This window comes from Pseudoxanthomonas sp. Soil82, from assembly GCF_040446535.1.
Taxonomy (GTDB): domain Bacteria; phylum Pseudomonadota; class Gammaproteobacteria; order Xanthomonadales; family Xanthomonadaceae; genus Pseudoxanthomonas; species Pseudoxanthomonas kaohsiungensis.
In genome coordinates this window covers 390,873-411,837 of record NZ_JBEAAK010000002.1, presented here as the reverse complement: position 1 = coordinate 411,837, position 20,965 = coordinate 390,873, and the positions used below count along the sequence as shown (strand labels likewise).

The following is a 20,965-nucleotide window of genomic DNA, read 5'->3' as shown; positions in this document are numbered from 1 at the left end:
GGCCGGCAACGACACGGGTGCGGCCGCACCGGAAAGTGCCGGTCCGGCGCCGAAGGCCGATGCCGGCAAGCGCGACGTGCCGGCGTCCACGGAGTCGCCATGACCGAGGCGATCCTGACCCACCCGCGCTTCATCAGCCTCGAAGGCGGGGAGGGCGCGGGCAAGAGTACCGCGATCGCCTCGATCCGCGACGTCCTGTTGCAGCGGGGCCATGAAGTCGTGCTGACCCGAGAGCCCGGCGGCACGCCGCTGGCGGAGAAGATCCGCGCGCTGATGCTCGACAACCGGCAGTCGCTGCGCGGCGAGGGCGACGAGGACGAGCCGCTGTGCGCCGAGGCCGAACTGCTGCTGGCATTCGCCGCGCGCGCCCAGCACGTGCGCCAGGTGGTGCGGCCGGCGCTGCAGCGCGGCGCGTTCGTGGTCAGCGACCGCTTCACCGATTCCAGCTACGCCTACCAGGGCGATGGCCGCGGCCTGGACCCCGCCTGGATCGCGGCGCTGGAGCGGCGTGCGGTCGGCCTGCGTCCGGGGCTGACGCTGCTGCTGGACCTGGACGTGCGCGAGGGGCGCGCGCGCACCAGTGGCCGCGACCTATGGCCGGACCGGATCGAGAGCGAGCAGGACGACTTCTTCGAGCGCGTGCGTGCCGGGTTCCGCCGCCGCGCCGCCGCCGAGCCGGAGCGTTTCCGGGTGATCGACGCGGCGCTGCCGCCGCGCGAGGTGGGCCTGGCGGTCGCAGCGGCGGTTGAGCAATGGCTGGAGTCGCCGCCGCGGTGAGCACGTCGATGGCCCCCTGGCAGCAGCGCGCCCATGACCAGGCCCTGGCGTCGCTGGCCGCCGGCCGCCTGGGCCACGCGCTGCTGCTGTGCGGCCCGGCCGGCCTGGGCAAGCGCGCGGTTGCCGACCGCCTCGCCGCGCACATCCTGTCCGCCGGCGGAGACGCCAGTGCGCAGGCCCGCACCCGGGCGCTGATCGCCGCAGGCACGCATCCGGACCTGCACGTGGTGTCGTTCGTGCCCAACAAGGAAGGCACGCGGCTACGCACCGAGATCGTGATCGACCAGATCCGCGAACTTGGCCAGCAACTGGCGCTGACGCCCCAGTACGGGGTCGCCCAGGTCGCCGTGGTCGAGCCCGCCGACGCACTCAACACCGCGGCCTGCAACGCGCTGCTCAAGACGCTCGAGGAGCCGGCGCCGGCCCGCTACCTGTGGCTGGTCAGCGCGCGCCCGGCGCGACTGCCGGCAACCATCCGCAGCCGCTGCCAGCGCCTGGAGTTCCGCCTGCCGCCACGCGACGAGGCGCTGGCCTGGCTGTGCGAACAGGGGCATGACGCCCAGGCCGCCGCCGAGGCGCTGGACGCCGCTGGTGGCCATCCGGGCCTGGCCGCCGAGTGGCTTGGGGGCGACGGCCTGGCGCTGCGGCGCGGGATCGCCGCGGACCTGGCCGCGGTGGAGGCCGGGCGCGCCGACCCGCTGGAGACCGCGCTGCGCTGGAGCGCCGACGAACTCGCGGTCGAGCGCCTCCGGCATGCCGCCGAGCACGTGCTGGAGCGGGCCCGGAGCCCGGCCGGCTTGACCGATCCGGACCGATTGAACAAGCTGGCGGCCTGGTTCGACGACGCCAACCGTGCCCGCGAACTGCTGCGCAGCACGGTACGCGCCGACCTGGTGATGGCTGACCTGCTGCTGGCCTGGCGCGACGCGTCGCGCCAGCAGGCGGGCAAAGGGGACAATCGATGAGTGCTGCAAGTGGGCGCCAGGGCATCCTGTCGCTGGCGGTGAAGGACAAGGCCGCGCTGTACAACGCCTACATGCCCTACATCCGGCATGGCGGCATCTTCGTGCCCACGCCCAAGCGCTACTTCCTCGGCGACGAGGTGTTCCTGCTGCTGACCCTGCCCGACTCCAGCGACCGCCTGCCGATCGCCGGCAAGGTGGTCTGGGTGACGCCTGCCGGCGCCCAGGGCAACCGCACCGCCGGCATCGGCGTGCAGTTCCCCGAAGGCGCCGAGGGCGAGGCGGTCAAGAACCGGATCGAGACCCTGCTGGCCGGCACGCTCAACGCCGACAAGCCGACCCAGACGATGTGAACGCCGCCGCGCGCCGGCGTGCCCCCGACGGAACATAGCGGGAGAGTGCGATGCGACCCATGTTGCGCTTGGCCGTGGTCCTGCTCGCGGCGGCCGCCGGCGCGTCCCCTGCCCACGCGGATGAAACCGGTGCATCGCCGGGCGTGGTGCGGCTGGAAAGCCCGAAGCTGCAGATGGAGATATCGCCGCGCCTGGGCGGACGCGTGCTGCACTTCTCGCTGCCCGGGGCCCCGAACCTGCTGCGCATCGGCGAAGCGGTGACGTCGCAACCGGATCCGAAGGTGAGCGCCGCTGGCGAGAACATCCCCTACCTGGGGCACGAGGTCTGGGCCGGTCCGCAGGCCGGCTGGTGGCTGGACCAGGCGCTCAATCCGGCACGGCGCAAGGCCGCCGCGCAATGGCCGCCGGATCCGTGGCTGGCGCATGCGCCGGCGAAGGTGATCGCGCACGAGGACACCCGGCTGGTGCTGGAAGGCGCCGCCAGCCCGGTCAGTGGCGTGCGCCTGCAGCAGTCCTTCTCGATCGCGCCGGACCGCCCCGATACCGCGGAGCTGGCGGTGGAGATGCGCAACGTGCGCAAGCAGCCGGTGTCGCGCGATATCTGGTTCAACACCCGGGTGCACCCGGAAACGCGGGTGTTCGTGCCGGTCGCCGCCGATGGCGAAGGGGTGCGGGTACGCTCGGATACCGGCGACGGCTTCGACGGCCTGGTCAGCAGCGCCGCCGACGGCCTGTTCTCGCTGGAGCTGCTGCCGCCCTCGGATGGCCGCCAGGGTCGGCGCGGCAAGGTCTTCATCCAGCCGCGCGCCGGCTGGATCGCCGGGTTCAATGCCGGCCAGGCCTTCCTGATCCATTTCGAGCTCGAGCCGCTGGCGCGGATCCATCCGGACCAGGGCCAGGTCGAGCTCTACCTGGACTGGCGCCCGGGCATGGCCGACACCGGCGTGCTCGAGCTGGAAGTGCACGCTCCGTACGCGACCCTGGCGCCCGGGGAGTCGACCACCGCGCATGAGTGGTGGGTGGTGCGTCGCTACGACGGCCCCGACCGGCGCGACGCGCAGGTCGCCTTCCTGCAGCGGATGCTGGCCGAGGCCGGCGTCGAGTAGAGCGGGGCTTGCCCCGCTGCCCCGGCACGGGCATCCAAAACTGCAGCGGGGCAAGCCCCGCTCTACGCGGAACGTCGGCTACTCCACCGGTTGCCGCAGCAGCGGATTGTCCCAGCCGGGACGCGGCGCGAAGCGGTCGCCGTGGCGTGCCTGCAGTGCCTTGAGCCGCTCGACCAGCGCCTCGGCGCCGGTGGCGCGGATGTGCTGGATCGGGCCGCCACGGAACGGCGCGAAACCGGTGCCGAAGATCACCCCGGCATCGAGCAGGTCGGCATCGGCGACCACGCCATCGTGCAGGCATGCCACCGCCTCGTTGAGCAACGGCAGGATCAGGCGGTCCTCCAGGTCCGACGGTGCCTGGTAGCCGGCAGGCGCTTCGGGCTTCACCGGCTTGCTGCCCTTCTCGTTCTGCTCCCACTTGTAGAGGCCCTGGCCGTCCTTCTTGCCGCGCTTGCCCGGCTCGACCGAAGCCAGCGCCGCAGGCACCTGCAGGCCGAGGAACGGCGACAGCTCCGCGCCCACGCCCTGGGCCACGTCCAGGCCGACGGTGTCGATCAGTTCGATCGGGCCCATCGGCATGCCGAACTTCACCGCGGTCCTGTCGATCACCACGCCGGGGATGCCCTCGGCATAGGCGGTGGCCGCCTCGAGCATGTACGGGAACAGCACGCGGTTGACCAGGAACCCCGGCGTGCCGGCGACCGGCACCGGGAACTTGTCCAGCGCCTTGCAGAACGCGGCCAGGCGCTTGACCACCGCCGGATCGAGGCGGTCGTGCTGGACGATCTCCACCAGCGGCATCTGCGCCACCGGGTTGAAGTAGTGCAGGCCGGCGAAGCGGTCCGGGCGGGCGATGTGCTCGCGCAGTTCGTCCAGCGGGATCGAGGAGGTGTTGCTGGTGAGCAGCGCGTCGTCCTTCATCCGCGGCTCGAGCACCTGGTACAGGTCGCGCTTGGCTTCCGGGTTCTCGATGATCGCCTCGATCACCAGGTCGGCCTCGGCCACGCCGGCGCCGGCCAGGTCGCCCTTCAGGCGCGCGGCCACGGCCGGGCGCCTGGCCTCGTCCTTCACCCGCTTGGCGAACAGTTCCTGCGCGCGATCAAGCGCGCCGTCGATGAACCGCTGCTCGCGGTCCTGCAGGGTGACCTCGAAGCCCTTGTAGGCCGACCAGGCGGCGATGTCGCCACCCATCACCCCGGCGCCGACCACGTGCACGTGGCGGATGCCATGGTCTTTTCCGCCCAGGCCCTTGAGCCGCTCGGTCAGGAAGAAGATGCGGATCAGGTTGCGCGCGGTCGGCGTGCCGGCCAGCTTCACCACCGCCTTGCGTTCGGCATCGAGCCGGGCCTGGATGCCGCTGCCGCCGGCGCGCTCCCACACGCCGATCAGCGCGTAAGGCGCCGGATACTGGTCCTTCTTGGCCTTGCGCGCGACCTGCTTGGCCATCTGCGGGGCAAGGATCTTCCGCGCCAGCCAGCTGTTGGTCGCCCAGCCCATGAAGCGCTGCTTGAACGGCCGTTGCGTGCCTTTCAGCGCCAGCGCCGCCGCCGAGTCCTCCAGCAGCGCCGGTTCGACGACCTTGTCGACCAGGCCGATGCCGCGCGCGGCCGCGGCAGACAGCGTGCGGCCGGTCAGCATCATGTCCATCGCCGCCGGCGCACCGACCAGGCGCGGCAGGCGGGCGCTGCCGCCCCAGCCGGGAAAGATGCCCAGCTTGACCTCGGGCAGCCCGATCCGGGTGGACGGATCATTGCTCGCCACCCGGTAGTCGCACGCCAGCGACAGCTCGGTGCCGCCGCCCATGCAGAAGCCGTGGATCGCCGCCACCGTCGGGCAGGGCAGCTCGGCGACCTTCTGGAACACGACCTGGCCACGGCGGATGGCGTCGTTGACCGTGCCCTTGCGGTCGAAGTCCTGGAACTCCTTCAGGTCGGCACCGGCGATGAAGCCGGAGGGCTTGGCCGAGCGGAACACCACGCCCTGGGGCGGGTCGATCGCCAGCCGCTCGAGGATGTCGCCCAGTTCGATCAGCACGTCCTGCGAGAGCGCATTGACCGGCGCGTCCTGCCGGTCCAGCGACAGCACCACCACGCCGTCGTCGCGCTGCGCGGCTTGCCAGTGGCTGAATCGCAGTCCATCGAAGCCTGGGAGCATGGCCTGACCATCCGGTTGTGTATGGAGTAGGCCGCTATCATCCCGAGGTTGTTTCGGCGGCGTCAAATCCCGATCCCGGGATCCGGCCCATCGCGGACGGCGGCGTGCCCGACCATACTGGGCGCGCGGTTAAGGTCACGCATGAAGCGCCTGCGGGTGGCGCGGCGCGGCGCGCGGACGGGCACGACGCCCCCGTCCGGCCCATCCGGACAGCGGCTTCCGCCGGCCGCTGAACTTTTTCCGGCCACGGCGGTCACAAGGCCCGGAACGCCGGGACGACAGGAGTGTGGCCCGGCATGGCCGAAGGAACGCCGAAGGATCCGACCCAGGAGCTGGACCTCGAACTGGTCCGCCGCGTGCAGCGTGGCGACAGCGCCGCATTCGACCTGCTGGTGCGCAAGTACCAGCACCGGATCACCGGGCTGATCGGCCGCTACATCGCGGACTGGAGCGAATGCCAGGACGTGGCCCAGGAGACCTTCATGCGCGCCTACCGCGCGCTGGGGAATTTCCGCGGCGACGCCCAGTTCTATACCTGGTTGCACCGCATTGCCGTGAACACCGCCAAGAACCACCTGGTCGCCCACAACCGCCGTCCGCCCACGGACGACATCGACGCCAGCGACGCCGAGCAGTACGAGACCGGCGCGCGCCTGCGCGACAACGACACGCCCGAGCGCGAAGCCATGCGCGAGGAGCTGGAGCGGACCGTGATGAAGGCGGTGGACGCGCTGCCGGAGGAACTGCGGACCGCCATCACCCTGCGCGAGGTGGAGGGCCTGAGCTACGACGAGATCGCGCAGAAGATGGATTGCCCGATCGGAACGGTGCGCTCGCGCATCTTCCGGGCGCGCGAGGCCATCGACCTCGAACTTCGACCGTTGCTTGATGTCCAAAGTGCTACCCGCGAGCGAAACCGCCCATGAGCCAAGATCCACGCCCCGCCATCGACAAGCTTGAACTCCACGCCCGCCAGCAGCTGTCGGCGCTGGTCGATGGCGAGCTCTCGCCCGACGAGGCGCGCTTCCTGCTGCGCCGGCTGGAGCACGACAGCGAGCTGTCCGGCAGCTTCGAGCGCTGGCAGCTGTGCGGCGACGTCCTGCGCGGGCGGGTCGCCCGCGCCGCCGCCCCGGACCTGGGCGCACGGGTGGCCGCGGCGATCGCGGCCTCCCCCGATGCGTCCGTGCAGGCTGCCGCCGGTGGCGGTCGTCGGTTCGCCATCGCCCGCTGGGGCGGTGGCGCGGCGCTGGCGGCCTCGGTCGCGGCGGTGGCGATGCTGGTCGGGCGTCCCGGTGCGCCCGAACAGGCGCCGGTCGCCGCGCCCGCGTTGGCGGTGCAGGCCCTGCCTTCCACCGAAGCGGTGCTGGCGGAGGTCGCGCCGGCACGCAGCCCGGTCGTTGCCGACCCGGTGCCATCGACGCCGCGTCCGGCCGTGACGCCGCGCGTGCAGCGTGAACCGGTGGGGCCGATGGTCGCCGCCGTGGCCGAGGCGCGGCCGAACCGCCCGGCACAGTCGACCGGGGCGGCACCAGTGCCGGAAATCCAGGCGGCACCGGATGCGGTAGCCGCCGCACCGCTGCTGCCCAGCGATCCGTTCGCGTCTTCCGCACCGCTGCAGGCCCGGCCGTGGCCGCGCGCGGCGATGCCCGGGGCCAGCTCGGGCTATACCGCCAGCTTCGAGGAATCCGGTTCGGCGCGCGCGTTCTATCCATTCGAGCCGAGCCTGCCGGCGCCACCGGCCGCGCCCGAAGCCATCGATCCGGACGCCCTGCCGGCACCGCCGGATGAAGGCGGCGGGCGCTGAGCGGCCCGACTGCCCGGGCCGGTGCCCGCCGCGCGAGCGTCGCGCCTGCTGTTCACCCTGTTTCCGCGTTACGCGGCCCGGATGACCGTGGCCGAACTTCCACTGCCCTGAAGGCCTGATCCCGATGAATTCCCGTGTCCGTCCCAGTCTCCTTGCCGCCCTGGTGCTGACCGCGCCGCTGGCCGCCTGCGCCCGCGCGCCCGAGGCCAGCCCGTCGCCCGTGGCCCAGGCCGCGCCGGCCGCCACGCCTGCGGCGCCGTCCGCGCCGCTGGTCACCGGCCTGCCCGATTTCACCCGCCTGGTCGAGCAGGTCGGCCCGGCGGTGGTGAACATCGAGGCGCGGGTTCCGGCCCGCTATGCCGGTCGCGGCGGCATGCCCGGCGACGAGGAGCTGCCGGAAATCTTCCGCCGCTTCTTCGGTCCGGATTTCCCCGGCATGCCCGGCCAGCCTGGCCGTCCGGGACCGGACGCGCCTTCGGGCCGCTCGGTCGGTTCGGGCTTCATCATTTCCAACGACGGCTACATCCTGACCAACCACCACGTGGTCGACGGCGCCGACAGCATCACCGTGCGCCTGTCCGACCGCCGCGAATTCACCGCCAAGCTGGTCGGCAGCGACGAGACCTACGACGTGGCCCTGCTCAAGGTCGAGGGCAAGGGCCTGCCGACCCTGCGCCAGGGCCGCTCCGGCGCGATCAAGCCGGGCCAGTGGGTGGTGGCGATCGGTTCGCCGCTGGGCCTGGACCAGTCGGTGACTGCCGGCATCGTCAGCGCGATCGGCCGCACCGGCGGCCCGGGCCAGCAATACGTGCCCTTCATCCAGACCGACGTGGCGATCAACCGCGGCAATTCCGGCGGCCCGCTGCTCAACACCTCCGGCGAGGTGGTCGGGATCAACTCGCAGATCCTGAGCAACTCCGGCGGCTACATGGGCGTGAGCTTCGCCATCCCGATGGACCTGGCGATGGGCGCGGTCGACCAGATCAAGAAGAACGGCAAGGTCAGCCGCGGCATGCTCGGCGTGCAGATCCAGGGCATCCAGTCCGGGCAGGCGCGGGCGATGGGCCTGGCCAGCAACGACGGCGCGCTGGTCAACAGCGTCGAGCCGGGCAGCGCGGCGGAGAAGGGCGGGATCGAGGTCGGCGACGTGATCGTCTCGGTCAACGGCCGTCCGGTCGCCACCAGTTCCGACCTGCCGCCGATGGTCGGCATGCTGCCGCCGGGCACCCGGGCCAAGGTCGGCGTGGTCCGCGACGGCAAGCCGCGCGAGCTGACCGTCACCCTGGGCGAGCTGCCCAGCGACGCGCAGCGCGTGGCGAGCGTGGCCGACGGCGGCGACGCGACGCCGGGCACGGCCTCGGCGGTGTCGCAGCTGGGCCTGCGCGTGGCCGAACTGGACGCGCGGTCGCGCGACCAGCTGGGCCTGGAGGCGGGCGAGGGCGTGCGCATCACCGCGGTGGACAGCGCCGAGGCGCGCGAGGCCGGGCTGCAGCCGGGCATGGCGATCCTGCGGGTCGGCCGCACCCCGGTCGGCAGCGTCGCCGAACTGGAGCGGCAGCTGCGCGGGGTCGGTGCCGGCGATGCGGTGATGCTGCTGGTCCGCAGCCCCTCGGGCCAGACCAGCTTCGTCGCCCTGACCGTCGCCTCCTGAGGCATCGCGATGGCGGTCGGGGCGCCCGTGGCGGCGCCTCCACCGCCGTGGCGCGCCCGGCGGCAGGCAGGCCGGGCCTGCAACCGGCCCCGGCGTGCGATAATCCGCCGTTATCCGACGACGGCCGAGACCGCCGCTCCCCCATGTCTTCCGATTCGATGCGGTTCATCCGCAATTTTTCCATCATCGCCCATGTCGACCACGGCAAGTCGACCTTGGCCGACCGCATCATCCAGCTGTGCGGTGGCCTCGAGGCGCGCGAGATGGAAGCCCAGGTGCTCGATTCAAACCCGATCGAGCGCGAACGCGGCATCACCATCAAGGCCCAATCCGTCTCGCTGCCGTACAAGGCCAAGGACGGCAACACCTATTTCCTGAACTTCATCGACACGCCCGGGCACGTCGACTTCTCCTACGAGGTCAGCCGCTCGCTGGCCGCGTGCGAAGGCGCGCTGCTGGTGGTCGACGCCGCCCAGGGCGTGGAGGCGCAATCGGTCGCCAACTGCTACACCGCGGTGGAGCAGGGGCTGGAAGTGGTGCCGGTGCTGAACAAGATCGACCTGCCTACCGCCGACATCGAAAAGGCCAAGGCCGAGATCGAGGCGGTGATCGGCATCGACGCCGACGACGCGGTCGCGGTCAGCGCCAAGACCGGCCTGAACGTGGACCAGGTGCTGGAGGCCATCGTCCACCGCATCCCGCCACCGGTGCCGCGCGACACCGACAAGCTGCAGGCGCTGATCATCGACTCCTGGTTCGACAACTACCTGGGCGTGGTCTCGCTGGTGCGCGTGATGCAGGGCGAGATCAAGGCCAAGAGCAAGATCCTGGTGATGTCGACCGGGCGCACGCACGAGGTCGACAAGGTCGGCGTGTTCACCCCCAAGCGCAAGGAGCTTGCCGCGCTTCGCGCCGGCGAGGTCGGCTGGATCACCGCTTCGATCAAGGACGTGCACGGCGCCCCGGTCGGCGACACCCTGACCCTGGCTGGCGACCCGGCGCCGAAGCCGCTGCCCGGCTTCCAGGAGATGCAGCCGCGCGTGTTCGCCGGCCTGTTCCCGGTCAACGCCGAGGACTACCCCGACCTGCGCGAGGCGCTGGAGAAGCTGCGCCTGAACGATGCGGCGCTGCGCTTCGAGCCGGAGAGCTCGGAGGCGATGGGCTTCGGCTTCCGCTGCGGCTTCCTCGGCATGCTGCACATGGAGATCGTGCAGGAGCGCCTGGAGCGCGAATACGACCTGGACCTGATCAGCACCGCGCCGACCGTGGTCTACGAAGTGCTGAAGACCGACGGCACGGTGATGCCGCTGGACAACCCGGCCAAGCTGCCGCAGGCCAACCTGATCGACGAGGTCCGCGAGCCGATCATCCGCGCCAACATCCTCACGCCCGAAGCCTACATCGGCGCGATCATCAAACTGTGCGAGGACAAGCGCGGCGTGCAGGTGGGGATCACCTACATGGCCAGCCAGGTGCAGATCAGCTACGAGCTGCCGATGGCCGAGGTGGTGCTCGACTTCTTCGACAAGCTCAAGTCGGTCAGCCGCGGCTACGCCTCGCTGGACTACCACTTCCTGCGCTTCGAGGCCGGCCCGTTCGTTCGCGTGGACACGCTGATCAACGGCGACCGCGTCGACGCGCTGTCGATCATCGTGCACCGCACCCACGCCGACCGGCGGGGCCGCGAGCTGACCGAGAAGATGAAGGAGCTGATCCCGCGCCAGCAGTTCGACGTGGCCATCCAGGCGGCGATCGGTTCGCAGGTCATCGCGCGCACCACGGTCAAGGCGCTGCGCAAGAACGTGCTGGCCAAGTGCTACGGCGGCGACATCTCGCGCAAGAAGAAGCTGCTGGAGAAGCAGAAGGAAGGCAAGAAGCGGATGAAGCAGGTCGGGCGGGTGGAGATCCCGCAGGAGGCTTTCCTCGCCGTGCTGCAGGTGGACAGCAAGTGAGTCCGGCGCGGGCGCCGTCCCGCGCGCAGCCGCCGCTTCCGTCGCTGGTCGTTACCGTGTTCCCGTTCCCGTCGCCAAGGACTACGAATGAAATGGTTTGAGCTCGGCCTGGTCGTGCTGACCTTCGCCACCGGCCTGATCTGGCTGCTGGACCGCCTGTTCTTCGCCAGGCGCCGTGCCGAGAGGGACGGCCTGCTGGCCGAGGAGCCGATGGTCGTCGACTACTCGCGCGCCTTCTTCCCCGTACTGGCGGTGGTGCTGGTGCTGCGCAGCTTCGTCGCCGAGCCGTACAAGATCCCGTCCAGCTCGATGATGCCCAACCTGCTGATCGGCGACTTCATCCTGGTCAACAAGTTCGCCTACGGCCTGCGCCTGCCGGTGAACAACCACAAGTTCGTCGCCTTGGGCGAGCCGGTGCGGGGCGACGTGGTCGTGTTCAAGCCGCCCCATGCGCCGGACCAGAACTGGATCAAGCGCGTGGTCGGCCTGCCGGGCGACCGGATCGGCTTCCACGGCGACACCCTGTACATCAACGGCGAGGCGGTGCAGTACGAGAAGCTGGGCGAGTTCATCGGCCAGGGCCGTGGCGCGGAGATGACCGGCGCTTCCCTGCTGCTGGAGAAGCTGCCCGGGCGCGAGCACAAGGTGCTGGAGTGGCTGGACCGGGCCAACCCGGCCGGCCAGGGCGAGTGGACGGTCCCGGCCGGCCACTATTTCGTAATGGGCGACAATCGTGATAATAGCGAGGACAGCCGGTTCTGGGCCCAGACCCACTTCCTGCCCGAGGAGAACCTGCGGGGCAGGGCGTTCCTGATCTGGCTGAACTGCGAGGGGTGGTTCTGCAGGGGGAGTTTCGATCCTTCGCGGATCGGGACGCCGATCAAGTAACGCGGAGCGGGATTGGCATACAACTGCCATCCGTCCGTGCATCCGGATTCAAGCAGCCGAATTCAAGGGGAATGGCAATGAAGCGCAAGCAAGGCGGTCTGAGCCTGTTGGGGTTCCTGGTGGTGCTGGCGGTGGTGGGCTTCGCCGCCTACGTCGGCATGAAGCTGTTCCCGATGTACCAGGAGTACTACTCGGTACGTTCGGCGATGAAGGGCCTGGCCAACGAGCCGGGCGTGGCCGACATGGACCCGGCCAAGGTCCAGGACCTGTTCTTCCGCCGCCTGTACATCAACTACTCCGAGAACGTGAAGCCGCAGAACGTGAAGTTCGAGCGCACCGAGGGCGGCTGGAAGATGCGGGTGAACTACGAGGTCCGCCGGCCGCTGGTCGGCAACCTGGACGTGGTCGGCCGCTTCGACAGCACCCAGGAACTCACCCGGCGTGGTGGTGGGGACTGACCGCACGGTATTGCGCGACCGGATCGGCCATGGCTTCGCCGATCCGTCGCTGCTGGCGCAGGCGCTGACCCATCGCAGCGCCGGCACGCCGCACAACGAGCGGCTGGAATTCCTCGGCGACGGGGTGGTCAACCTGCTCGCCGCCGAGGCCCTGTACCAGCGCTGGCCGGGGGCCGATGAAGGCGTGTTGACCCGCGCCCGGGCCGAACTGGTGCGCGAGGCTTCGCTGGCTGCCATCGCCCGCCGCCTCGAGCTCGGCGAGCGCCTGACCCTGGGCCCGGGCGAGCTCAAGTCCGGGGGCTTCCGGCGCGATTCGATCCTGGCCGACGCGCTCGAGGCGGTGGTCGCGGCGATCTACCTGGACGCCGGGTACGAAGCCTGCCGGCGCGTGGTGGTGCCGTGGTTCGAGCCGGCACTGGCCGCGCTGCCGGTCGGCAAGCCCGAAAAGGACGCCAAGACCCGGTTGCAGGAATGGCTGCAGGCGCGGCAGAAGCCCTTGCCGGCGTATGAACTGGTCTCCGAGAGCGGCGAGGACCATGCCAAGGTCTTCCTCTCACGGTGTACCCTGAGCGAGCCCGCGGTCATCGCCGAGGGACAGGGCACCTCGCGCCGGCTGGCCGAACAGGCGGCGGCGGCGGCGGTGCTGGAACGGCTGGAGCCTTCGCCCCGGCAGCCATAAGCGGTCACCACGTGAATTCCGAACCCATCCAAGATTCCCACCGCTGCGGCAGCGTCGCGGTGATCGGCCGGCCCAACGTCGGCAAGTCCACCCTGGTCAACGCGCTGGTCGGGGCCAAGGTCAGCATCGTTTCCAACCGTCCGCAGACGACCCGGCACCGGCTGCTGGGCATCGCCACGGTCGAGGGCGGCCAGTTGCTGCTGGTCGACACGCCGGGGCTGCACCGTGGCGAGGGCCGGTTCAAGGCGTCGGCGATGAGCCGGGTGATGAACCGGGCTGCGCGCGGCGCGGTCGAGGACGTCGACGCGGCGCTGATGGTGGTCGAGGCCGGGCGCTGGGACGAGGAGGACACCCTGGTGTTCAACGTCCTGCGCGACGGCGGCATCCCGGTGGTGCTGGCGGTGAACAAGGTCGACCGGCTCAAGGACAAGAGCGCGTTGCTGCCGTTCCTGGCCCAGGTCAGCGAGGGCCGCGACTTCGCCGCGATCCACCCGGTCTCGGCGCTCAAGCGCAAGGGACTGGAGGCGCTGGTCGGCGACCTGCTCAAGCTGGTCCCCGAGGCACCGCCGGTGTACGCGGACGACGAGATCACCGACCGCAGCCAGCGCTTCCTGGCCGGCGAGCTGGTCCGCGAGCAGCTGATGCGCCAGCTCGGCGACGAGCTGCCGTACGCGACCACGGTGGAGATCGAGCGCTTCGCCGAGGACGGCGAGCTGCTGCGGATCGGCGCGGTGGTGTGGGTCGAGCGCGAAGGCCAGAAGCCGATCGTGATTGGCAAGGGCGGCACGCGCCTGCGCGAGATCGGCAGCAAGGCGCGCCAGCACATGGAGCGCCTGTTCGGCCGCAAGGTGTTCCTGGAGACCTGGGTCCGCGTGCGTGAAGGCTGGTCCGACGACGAAGCCGCGCTGAAGGCCTTCGGCTACGGCGACAACTGAGGCGCGGCGCGCCTCACCGGAGCCCGGATGCGGATCGAAGGCGAGACCGGCTTCGTCCTGCACGCGCGGCCCTGGCGCGAGACCAGCCTGCTGGTGGAAGTGCTGGGCGACGGCCACGGCCGCATCGGCCTGGTCGCGCGTGGCGTGCATTCGCCCAGGCGTCAGGTGCTGCGCGCCGCATTGCAGCCGCTGCAGCACATCCGCTTCGATGCCGTGCTCGCCGGCGAACTGGCGCAGCTGCGCGCGGCCGAGTCGCTGGACGCCGCGCCCGTGCTGGCCGGCGACGCGCTGCTGGCCGCCTTCTACCTCAACGAGCTGGTGCTGCGCCTGGCGCCGCGGCAGGACCCGCTGCCCGGCCTGAGTGCCGCCTACGCGCGCACCCGCGAGCGTCTGCGCGGCGGCGAACCGCTGGCATGGACGTTGCGCCGCTTCGAGCGCGACCTGCTCGATGCGCTCGGCGTGGGCTTCGAACTGCATTGCGATGGCGACGGCGAGGCGATCGATCCGGCCGCGCGCTACCGGCTGGACCCCGAGCACGGCCCGAGGCGCCTGCTCACCGATCGCGGGCAGGGCGAGCGCAGCGCGGCCGCGACCGGACGTGCGCTGCTGGCGCTGGGGCTGGACGAACGGCCGGAAGCCGCCGACCTGGCCAGCCTGCGCCTGCCCTTGCGGTCGGTGCTCGCGCACCATCTCGGGCCGCGGGGGTTGAAGTCGTGGGAGATGGCGGCGGCGCTCGGCAGGCTGGCGCCCGCGCGCTGACTCGCCGGGTCGGGCTTGCCCGCGACGCGACACCTTCGGCACAGACGATGCCGTCGCGCGCCCGGCGCCGGTGTCGCCGGCGATGGCTTCCGCACAGGGCGCGGCATGCGCAGGTTGTGCGGCGGGCGTCAGTCCCGGACAGGCCCGACGCGCCGCGCGCCGCAACCGCGTCGACGGATAGAATCCGCGCATGCCTGCGACTCCTGAAGTACGCCACTGCCGCGGTGCGGACATCGCGCCGTGGCTGGACGACGTGGCCCGTCTGCGCCTCGCGGTGTTCCGCGACTGGCCCTATCTCTACGAGGGCGATGTCGCCTACGAGCGCGACTACCTGGCGGCCTACGCGCATTCGCCCGACAGCGTGTTCGTGCTGGCGCTGGACGCAGGTCGCGTGGTCGGCGCGTCCACCGGCCTGCCGCTGGCCGACGATGGCGAGGCGTTCTCGGCACCGTTCCGCGCAGCAGGCATGCCGGTGGAGCAGGTGTTCTACTTCGGCGAATCGGTGCTGCTGCCGGCCTATCGCGGACGCGGCCTCGGCCACGCGTTCTTCGACCGGCGCGAGGCGCATGCGCGCGCGCTGGGGCGGTTCCGCTGGACCGCGTTCTGCGCGGTCGACCGCGTGGACGACGACCCGCGGCGGCCCGCGGGCCACCGTGGCAACGACGCGTTCTGGCGCAAGCGCGGCTACGTCCGGCAGCCGGGCATGGCGATGCGCCTGGCCTGGAACGAAGCCGGGCGCGGCGAGGTCGAGAACGCGCTCACGGTCTGGCTGCGCGACTGGAAGGAGGAAGCGGCATGAAAGTCGCGGCATGCAAGTATCCGGTCGGACGCCCCGCCGACTTCGCTGAGTTCGCGGACAAGCAGCGGCGCCTGCTCGGCGAGGCGGCCAGCCTCGGAGCGCGGGTCGCCGTGTTGCCGGAGTACCTGTCGCTGGAGCTGGCGGCGCTGTTCCCGCCGGCGGTCCATGGCGACCTTCGGGCCTCGCTGGCCGCCATCCAGTCCCTGCGCGGTGACTGGCTCGAGCTGTTCGCCGGCATCGCGCGCGACACCGGCATGTACGTGGTCGCCGGAAGCTTCCTGCTCGCGCAGGCCGGGGGACGCTATCGCAACCGCAGCGACCTGTTCGCGCCCGGGGGCGGCCACCTGTGGCAGGACAAGCTGCAGTTGACCGGCTTCGAGAAGGCGGTCGGCGTGATCGAGGGCGGTGGCGCGCTGAAAGTGGCGGAGATCGATGGCGTCCGCTGCGGGATCTCCGTCTGCTACGACAGCGAGTTCCCGCTGCCGGTGCGCGCGCAGTACCAAGCGGGGGCGCGGTTGTTGCTGGTGCCCAGTTGCACCGACACCGCCGCCGGCGCCACCCGGGTCCAGGTCGGCTGCCTGGCGCGCGCGCTCGAGAACCGCCTCTTCGTCGTCCAGGCGGTGACTGCCGGCCGCTCCCCCTGGAGTCCGGCCCTGGACGAGAACACCGGCGAGGCCACCGTGTACGCGCCGATGGATGCGGGCTTTCCCGACGACGGCATCCTCGCGCGGACGCGCGGCGACGAGGCCTGGGCCATCGCCGAACTCGATTTCGGCCTGCTCGAAGCCACGCGCGGGCGTGCCCAGGTCGCCAACGACCGCGACTGGTCCGGGCAGCACGCACCGTCGCTGGTACGGGCGCGCGTGGAGGGTTTCGAGCCGCTGTAGGAGCCCATCCTCATGGGCGACCGGGGCGTCGGAACCACGAGCGTGTTGCCTGTGGCAGCGTCGCCGGGTCGCCCATAAGGATGGGCTCCTACAACGACAGCAGCGTGCCGAGCGCGAGCGAGACGCCGGCCAGCGCCGAGCCGATCGCCGTGGCGGCGAGCACGTCGCTGGGATAGTGCAGGCCCAGGACCACCCGCGACACCGCCACCGAGGCGGTGAACGGCACCAGCAGCGCCGCCAGCCACGGGTAGTAGGCCAGTGCGACGACGGTGAACGCGACCGCATGCAGGGTGTGGCCGGACGGGAAGCTGAACTCGTCCAGTGGCGCGACCCAGGCACGGATGCGGCCGTCGGCGGCGAACGGGCGCGGCCGCCGCGTCCAGCGCTTGAGGTGCCGGTACAGGGTCAGCGCCACCACGCCGGTCGCGGCCAGGTGCGTCGAGGCGGCGAGGCCGGCCATGCCATCGACGACGACCAGCATCGCCATCAGCGAGTACCAGAACACCCCGTCACCGAGCCGGCTGACGGTGGCGAAGTAGCGTCGTACCGCGCCACGCGCCCCCCAGCGGTTGGCGCGCACGCACCAGCCGCGGTCGCGGGCGCGCAGGCGCGCGGCACGGCGGCGCGAAGGCGCCAGCGCGGGGAGTCGGTCAGGCGGCGAGTGCGGCATCGCGGTCTCCTTGCCGGGCCAGCCCTGCCAGCAATGCGTCGAACTCGGCCGCCACCTGCTCGGGGCGCAGCTTAAGCACCGCGGCGCGCGCGGCGCGACCCATGGCGCGCAGGCGGTCGTGGTCGCCGGCGAGTCGCACCGCTTCGTCGATGAAGCCGGATTCGTCCGCGACGAGCGCACCGTGGACCTGGTGCTGCAGGTGTTCGCGCGCCGCGCCGGTGTCGAACGCCACCGTGGCCAGCCCGCTGGCCATCGATTCGAGGGTGACGTTGCCGAACGTCTCGCTCAGGCTGGGGAACAGGAACAGGTCGCCGCTGGCGAAATGCCGCGCCAGTTCGGCGCCGCGCTTCACGCCGCAGAAGATGAAGTCGGGGTTCTCGCGGGCCAGCGCGTCGCGCGCCGGGCCGTCGCCGACCCAGACGAAGCGTGCGTCCGGGCGTTGCCGGCCGATCGCGCGGAATGCGCGCACCGCCAGCGCCAGGTTCTTCTCCGGCGCGATCCGGCCGACGTGGATCGCAATGGGCGTATCCGGACCCGCGCCCCACGTCGCGCGCAGCGCTTCGTCGCGCCTTTCCGGGGACAGCTGCGCAGTGTCGACCGCGCGAGCCAGCCGGACCACGCGCTCGAAGCCGTGCGCCCGCAGGAACCGGGCCAGCTCCAGGGTCGGCACGAGGGTGGCGTCGGCGCGGTTGTGGAAGCGCCGCATCCAGGCCAGGGCGGTGCCTTCCAGCCAGGGCATCCCGTAGTCGCGCATGTACTGGTCGAAGCGGGTGTGCAGGCCGGTCGCCACCGGGATGCCCAGCCGGGCGGCGACGCGCGCCGCGGACCATCCCAGCGGGCCTTCGGTGGCCACGTACACCGCATCCGGCCGCGACTGGCGCCAATGCCGGCCCAGCGCGCGCATCGCCGGCAGCCCGAAGCGCAGGCCGGGGTAGCGCGGCAGCGCGGCGCCGCGCATCAGCAGGGTCGCCAGGGCGCCGTCGGAGCGTTCGCCGGCCGGGTCGTGGCAGTCGCCGGGTTGCCGTGGGCGCACCACTTCCACCGCATGGCCGCGCGCAAGCAGCCCATGGGCCAGGGCCTGCACGGTCAACGCGACGCCGTTGATTTCCGGCGGCCATGTTTCAGTGACGAGGGCGTAGCGCATGCGTCCGGCTCCGGGTTTTGCCCATCCTCCGTCGCGCGGATGCAGGTGCCGTTACGTCGGGATGACCGCCCGATTACGCGTCGCGTGGCCTGCCACGACGCGCTCCAGGGATCGGGCGGGGCGGGAGGCCGGGCCGCCGGTCGCGCGGCGGCTATGGGGCAGGGTCGGGTAGGCCGGGTGTCGCCGCATCGACCGTCAGTGCCAGCGTGCCGTCGGCCAGGCGCGCCTGCAGGCGGTCGCCCGGAGCGGCCTGCGCCACGGACCGGACGAGGCGGCCGTCGTCCTCGCGGGCCAGGATCGCGTAGCCGCGCGCGACCGTGGCCAGCGGGCTGCAGGCCTCCAGCGAACGGGCCAGCGCACGCAGCTGCAGCGTGTCGCGTTGCAGGATGCGGGCGATGGCCGCTTGCGGGCGCGTCTGTAGCCGTTGCAAGCGGGCCTGCAACAGCGCGAGCCGTCGCCTGGGATGGTGCGCGCGCAGCACCGCTTCTGCATGGCGCAGGCGCGCGCCACGCTGCTGCTGGCGCTCGCGCCACGAGGCGTGCAGCCTGCGCAGCAGGTCGCCGTGGCGCTGACGCAGCAGGCGCAGCCTGGCGTGCGGCGACTGCGCCTGCAGGCGCAGTTCTGCGCGGTCGGCGCGCTGCATCGCCTGGCGCAGGCGCTGGCGCTGCAGCGAGAGCAGGCGCGCGGCGTTCGCGGCCAGCCGCGCCTGCAGGTCGCGCCGTTCGGGCACGAGCAGTTCGGCCGCCACCGAGGGCGTGGGCGCACGAACGTCGGCGGCGAAGTCGGCCAGGGTGAAGTCGGTTTCGTGCCCCACCGCCGAGACCACTGGCACCGGCGAGGCGGCTATCGCGCGCACCAGGCGCTCGTCGTTGAACGCCCACAGGTCTTCCAGCGAGCCGCCACCGCGTGCCAGCAGCACCGCGTCGTAACGGCCGCTGGCGCCGGCGCGGCGCAGCAGGTCCGTGATCTGCGCCGCGGCGGTTTCGCCCTGGACCATGCTGGGCAGGATCTCCACTTCCAGCAGCGGGAAGCGGCGCGACAGCACGCTCAGCACGTCGCGCACGGCCGCGCCGGTGGGCGAGGTGATCACCGCCAGGCGCCGTATCCACGCCGGTAGCGGCCGCTTGCGCGCGGCATCGAACAGGCCCTCGGCCTCGAGTCGCGCCTTCAGCGCGTCGAACGCGCGACGCAGCGCGCCTTCGCCGGCTTCCTCCATGTGGTCCAGTACCAGCTGGTAGTCGCCGCGCGCTTCGTAGAGGGTCAGCCGCCCGCGGCCGAGCACCTTCAGGCCTTCGCGCGGCACGAACTTCAGCCACTGGCTCTTGGGCTTGAACATCGCGCAACGCACCTGCGCGCGCGCGTCCTTCAGGGTGAAATACAGGTGTCCGGAGCCGGGCCGGGTGATGTTGCCCAGCTCGCCTTCGACCCAGACCAGCGGAAAAGCGCTTTCCAGCAGGTCGCGCGCCAGCGTGTTGAGCTGGCTCGGGGTCAGGACGGGATTCTGCTCGGGCATCGGTACGCGCGGGGCGGCGGGACAGGATAGCGCGGGCGGGGTATGGGTGTGCGCTGGCCTGGGGGAAATCGCCGCAACCGCAACCGCAACCGCAACGGCAAAGGACAAGGCATGTGGCGTCGGCTTCGGGAGGAGTCCGCCTTCGCCTGGGGGCAGGGTCCGCCCCTCCGCGACGACATCCTGTCTTTACGAAGGGTCGTGGCACATCCATGTGCCACTCGTACCCTGCCCCCACGCGAAGGCGGCCTTCGGGCGCGTCCGGGTTTGTGCCTTCGATTGGGATTCGCTCCAGGGAGTGGGCGGACTCCCCCGAAGCGATCGCCTTTGACTCTGGACGTCGCGGGCCTTTCGCTCAGCCAGACACGCCATGCCGCGCCCGCGCCCAGGCGACGTGTTCGCGCACCAGTGGCGAGGGGTCGTCGCGACGCGATTCCAGCGCGGCCAGCACTTCCGGCGTGGAAGGCGCGTTGCCCAGCGCCACGGCCAGGTTGCGCAGCCAGCGCTCGTGGCCGCTGCGGCGTATCGGACTGCCCTCGGTGCGGCGCAGGAACTCGTCCTCGTCCCACGCGAACAGCTGCGGCAGCGATGCGGTATCCAGGTCGTTGCGCGCGCGGAAGTCGGGCTCGTCGGTGCGCCTGGCGAACTTGTTCCAGGGGCAGACCAGCTGGCAGTCGTCGCAGCCGAATATGCGGTTGCCGATCGCCGGGCGCAGTTCCTCCGGGATCGGACCCTCGTGCTCGATGGTCAGGTAGGCGATGCAGCGGCGCGCGTCGAGCCGGTAGGGCGCCAGGATCGCCTGGGTAGGGCAGATGTCGATGCAGCGGGTGCAGGTGCCGCAGTGCGCGCTCGCCGGCTCGTCGACCGGCAAGGGGAGATCGACGTAGATCTCACCGAGGAAGAACCACGAGCCGCCGTCGCGGTCGATCAGGCAGGTGTGCTTGCCGATCCAGCCCAGGCCGGCGTTGCGCGCCAGCGCGCGCTCGAGCACCGGCGCCGAATCGACGAACACCCGGTGGCCGAACGGGCCGATCTCCTGCTGCACGCGCATGGCCAGCTTCTGCAGGCGGTTGCGCATGAGCTTGTGGTAGTCGCGTCCCAGCGCATAGCGCGCCACGTAGGCACGCGCGCCGTCGGCCAGCGTTTCCCACGCTTCCTCGTCGTCGCGACGGCCGTAGTCCAGGCCCACCGAGATCACGCGCAGCGTGCCCGGGACCAGCTCGTGCGGCCGCGAGCGCTTCTGCCCGTGCGCGGCCATCCAGTCCATCGTCCCGTACAGGCCCTCGGACAGCCAGTCGCGCAGGTGCGCCTCGTCCGCGCCCAGCTCGATCCCGGCGATGCCGCAGCGCTGGAAGCCGAGCCCGGCGGCCAGCTCGCGCACGCGCCGGGCGATCGTTGCCGGATCGGCGCCGGCGCCCACGGGCACCGGAGGAGGCGGGACGGGATCCATGGCGGAATTATAGGGATGGCGCGCGCC

At 71.5% G+C, this 20,965-nt stretch carries 20 protein-coding genes; 15 read left to right on the top strand and 5 right to left on the bottom strand.

Annotation, left to right across the window (positions count from 1 at the left end):
* Nucleotides 1–99 precede the first annotated feature (99 nt).
* From tmk to ABKA19_RS07325, 4 genes are read left to right on the top strand one after another with little or no spacing between them, the layout of a single operon-like run.
* Nucleotides 100–777 carry a dTMP kinase gene (gene tmk / locus ABKA19_RS07340; RefSeq protein WP_353688354.1) on the top strand — a complete coding sequence of 226 codons (678 nt, stop codon included), beginning with the start codon at nt 100–102 and terminating at the stop codon, nt 775–777.
* Nucleotides 774–1,742 carry a DNA polymerase III subunit delta' gene (locus ABKA19_RS07335; protein ID WP_353688612.1) on the top strand — a complete coding sequence of 323 codons (969 nt, stop codon included), beginning with the start codon at nt 774–776 and terminating at the stop codon, nt 1,740–1,742. The genes tmk and ABKA19_RS07335 overlap by 4 nt, the downstream gene beginning before the upstream one ends.
* Nucleotides 1,739–2,092, top strand: a complete 354-nt coding sequence (locus ABKA19_RS07330; protein WP_162377229.1) for a PilZ domain-containing protein — start codon at nt 1,739–1,741, stop codon at nt 2,090–2,092. The genes ABKA19_RS07335 and ABKA19_RS07330 overlap by 4 nt, the downstream gene beginning before the upstream one ends.
* A gap of 59 nt (nt 2,093–2,151) precedes the next feature.
* Nucleotides 2,152–3,198, top strand: coding sequence for a DUF4380 domain-containing protein (locus ABKA19_RS07325; protein WP_353688353.1), 1,047 nt, complete (start codon nt 2,152–2,154; stop codon nt 3,196–3,198).
* Nucleotides 3,199–3,276: 78 nt separating this feature from the next.
* Here the strand turns inward: ABKA19_RS07325 and ABKA19_RS07320 are convergent, their stop codons facing one another.
* Nucleotides 3,277–5,352 (bottom strand): 3-hydroxyacyl-CoA dehydrogenase NAD-binding domain-containing protein, encoded by a 2,076-nt coding sequence (locus ABKA19_RS07320; protein ID WP_353688352.1) that lies wholly within the window; start codon nt 5,350–5,352, stop codon nt 3,277–3,279.
* Between the two features lie 296 nt (nt 5,353–5,648).
* Between ABKA19_RS07320 and rpoE the strand changes: the two genes are divergently transcribed.
* From rpoE to ABKA19_RS07265, 11 genes are all read left to right on the top strand, one after another.
* Nucleotides 5,649–6,278, top strand: a complete 630-nt coding sequence (gene rpoE / locus ABKA19_RS07315; RefSeq protein WP_353688351.1) for an RNA polymerase sigma factor RpoE — start codon at nt 5,649–5,651, stop codon at nt 6,276–6,278.
* Nucleotides 6,275–7,156 (top strand): sigma-E factor negative regulatory protein, encoded by an 882-nt coding sequence (locus ABKA19_RS07310; protein ID WP_353688350.1) that lies wholly within the window; start codon nt 6,275–6,277, stop codon nt 7,154–7,156. Before rpoE ends, ABKA19_RS07310 begins: the two co-directional genes overlap by 4 nt.
* 124 nt (nt 7,157–7,280) lie before the next feature.
* The gene (locus ABKA19_RS07305) at nt 7,281–8,807 is read left to right on the top strand and encodes a DegQ family serine endoprotease (protein WP_353688349.1); all 1,527 of its coding nucleotides are present in this window, start codon (nt 7,281–7,283) and stop codon (nt 8,805–8,807) included.
* 158 nt (nt 8,808–8,965) lie between these two features.
* Nucleotides 8,966–10,759, top strand: a complete 1,794-nt coding sequence (lepA, locus tag ABKA19_RS07300; protein WP_353688611.1) for a translation elongation factor 4 — start codon at nt 8,966–8,968, stop codon at nt 10,757–10,759.
* An 87-nt stretch (nt 10,760–10,846) separates the two neighbouring features.
* Nucleotides 10,847–11,647: a signal peptidase I gene (lepB, locus tag ABKA19_RS07295; RefSeq protein ID WP_162377235.1), complete on the top strand. Its 801-nt coding sequence runs from the start codon at nt 10,847–10,849 to the stop codon at nt 11,645–11,647.
* A gap of 77 nt (nt 11,648–11,724) precedes the next feature.
* Nucleotides 11,725–12,105 (top strand): DUF4845 domain-containing protein, encoded by a 381-nt coding sequence (locus ABKA19_RS07290; protein ID WP_353688348.1) that lies wholly within the window; start codon nt 11,725–11,727, stop codon nt 12,103–12,105.
* On the top strand, nt 12,092–12,784 hold the full coding sequence (rnc, locus tag ABKA19_RS07285) for a ribonuclease III (RefSeq protein ID WP_162377356.1): 693 nt from the start codon (nt 12,092–12,094) through the stop codon (nt 12,782–12,784). The genes ABKA19_RS07290 and rnc overlap by 14 nt, the downstream gene beginning before the upstream one ends.
* A 26-nt stretch (nt 12,785–12,810) precedes the next feature.
* A complete protein-coding gene (era, locus tag ABKA19_RS07280) occupies nt 12,811–13,719 on the top strand; it encodes a GTPase Era (protein WP_353688610.1) in 909 nt (302 codons plus the stop codon).
* Nucleotides 13,720–13,746: 27 nt separating this feature from the next.
* Entirely contained in the window at nt 13,747–14,478 is a 732-nt protein-coding gene (gene recO / locus ABKA19_RS07275) for a DNA repair protein RecO (protein ID WP_353688347.1), read from the top strand.
* A 190-nt stretch (nt 14,479–14,668) separates the two neighbouring features.
* Nucleotides 14,669–15,277 carry a GNAT family N-acetyltransferase gene (locus tag ABKA19_RS07270; RefSeq protein WP_353688346.1) on the top strand — a complete coding sequence of 203 codons (609 nt, stop codon included), beginning with the start codon at nt 14,669–14,671 and terminating at the stop codon, nt 15,275–15,277.
* Complete coding sequence (locus tag ABKA19_RS07265; RefSeq protein ID WP_353688345.1) at nt 15,274–16,164, top strand: carbon-nitrogen hydrolase family protein; 891 nt, start codon at nt 15,274–15,276, stop codon at nt 16,162–16,164. The genes ABKA19_RS07270 and ABKA19_RS07265 overlap by 4 nt, the downstream gene beginning before the upstream one ends.
* A gap of 88 nt (nt 16,165–16,252) precedes the next feature.
* On the opposite strand, the gene ABKA19_RS07260 is transcribed toward ABKA19_RS07265, so the two are convergent.
* The 4 genes from ABKA19_RS07260 to queG all read right to left on the bottom strand — a co-directional run bounded on the left by ABKA19_RS07260 (nt 16,253) and on the right by queG (nt 20,938).
* The gene (locus tag ABKA19_RS07260; protein WP_502945735.1) at nt 16,253–16,834 is read right to left on the bottom strand and encodes a phosphatase PAP2 family protein; all 582 of its coding nucleotides are present in this window, start codon (nt 16,832–16,834) and stop codon (nt 16,253–16,255) included.
* Nucleotides 16,815–17,978, bottom strand: coding sequence for a glycosyltransferase family 4 protein (locus tag ABKA19_RS07255; RefSeq protein ID WP_353688344.1), 1,164 nt, complete (start codon nt 17,976–17,978; stop codon nt 16,815–16,817). Before ABKA19_RS07255 ends, ABKA19_RS07260 begins: the two co-directional genes overlap by 20 nt.
* Nucleotides 17,979–18,129: 151 nt before the next feature.
* Nucleotides 18,130–19,491, bottom strand: a complete 1,362-nt coding sequence (gene xseA / locus ABKA19_RS07250; protein WP_353688343.1) for an exodeoxyribonuclease VII large subunit — start codon at nt 19,489–19,491, stop codon at nt 18,130–18,132.
* Between the two features lie 352 nt (nt 19,492–19,843).
* Nucleotides 19,844–20,938 (bottom strand): tRNA epoxyqueuosine(34) reductase QueG, encoded by a 1,095-nt coding sequence (queG, locus tag ABKA19_RS07245; protein ID WP_353688342.1) that lies wholly within the window; start codon nt 20,936–20,938, stop codon nt 19,844–19,846.
* Nucleotides 20,939–20,965: the final 27 nt, after the last annotated feature.

Coding starts and splice junctions, on each gene's coding strand:
- recO (WP_353688347.1), top strand. CDS start 13,747: ATGCGGATCGAAGGCGAGACCGGCTTCGTCCTGCACGCGCGGCCCTGG.
- ABKA19_RS07270 (WP_353688346.1), top strand. CDS start 14,669: ATGCCTGCGACTCCTGAAGTACGCCACTGCCGCGGTGCGGACATCGCG.
- queG (WP_353688342.1), bottom strand. CDS start 20,938: ATGGATCCCGTCCCGCCTCCTCCGGTGCCCGTGGGCGCCGGCGCCGAT.
- ABKA19_RS07305 (WP_353688349.1), top strand. CDS start 7,281: ATGAATTCCCGTGTCCGTCCCAGTCTCCTTGCCGCCCTGGTGCTGACC.
- rpoE (WP_353688351.1), top strand. CDS start 5,649: ATGGCCGAAGGAACGCCGAAGGATCCGACCCAGGAGCTGGACCTCGAA.
- ABKA19_RS07290 (WP_353688348.1), top strand. CDS start 11,725: ATGAAGCGCAAGCAAGGCGGTCTGAGCCTGTTGGGGTTCCTGGTGGTG.
- xseA (WP_353688343.1), bottom strand. CDS start 19,491: ATGCCCGAGCAGAATCCCGTCCTGACCCCGAGCCAGCTCAACACGCTG.
- ABKA19_RS07265 (WP_353688345.1), top strand. CDS start 15,274: ATGAAAGTCGCGGCATGCAAGTATCCGGTCGGACGCCCCGCCGACTTC.
- ABKA19_RS07255 (WP_353688344.1), bottom strand. CDS start 17,978: ATGCGCTACGCCCTCGTCACTGAAACATGGCCGCCGGAAATCAACGGC.
- lepA (WP_353688611.1), top strand. CDS start 8,966: ATGCGGTTCATCCGCAATTTTTCCATCATCGCCCATGTCGACCACGGC.
- lepB (WP_162377235.1), top strand. CDS start 10,847: ATGAAATGGTTTGAGCTCGGCCTGGTCGTGCTGACCTTCGCCACCGGC.
- ABKA19_RS07260 (WP_502945735.1), bottom strand. CDS start 16,834: ATGCCGCACTCGCCGCCTGACCGACTCCCCGCGCTGGCGCCTTCGCGC.
- tmk (WP_353688354.1), top strand. CDS start 100: ATGACCGAGGCGATCCTGACCCACCCGCGCTTCATCAGCCTCGAAGGC.
- ABKA19_RS07325 (WP_353688353.1), top strand. CDS start 2,152: ATGTTGCGCTTGGCCGTGGTCCTGCTCGCGGCGGCCGCCGGCGCGTCC.
- ABKA19_RS07310 (WP_353688350.1), top strand. CDS start 6,275: ATGAGCCAAGATCCACGCCCCGCCATCGACAAGCTTGAACTCCACGCC.
- ABKA19_RS07330 (WP_162377229.1), top strand. CDS start 1,739: ATGAGTGCTGCAAGTGGGCGCCAGGGCATCCTGTCGCTGGCGGTGAAG.
- ABKA19_RS07320 (WP_353688352.1), bottom strand. CDS start 5,352: ATGCTCCCAGGCTTCGATGGACTGCGATTCAGCCACTGGCAAGCCGCG.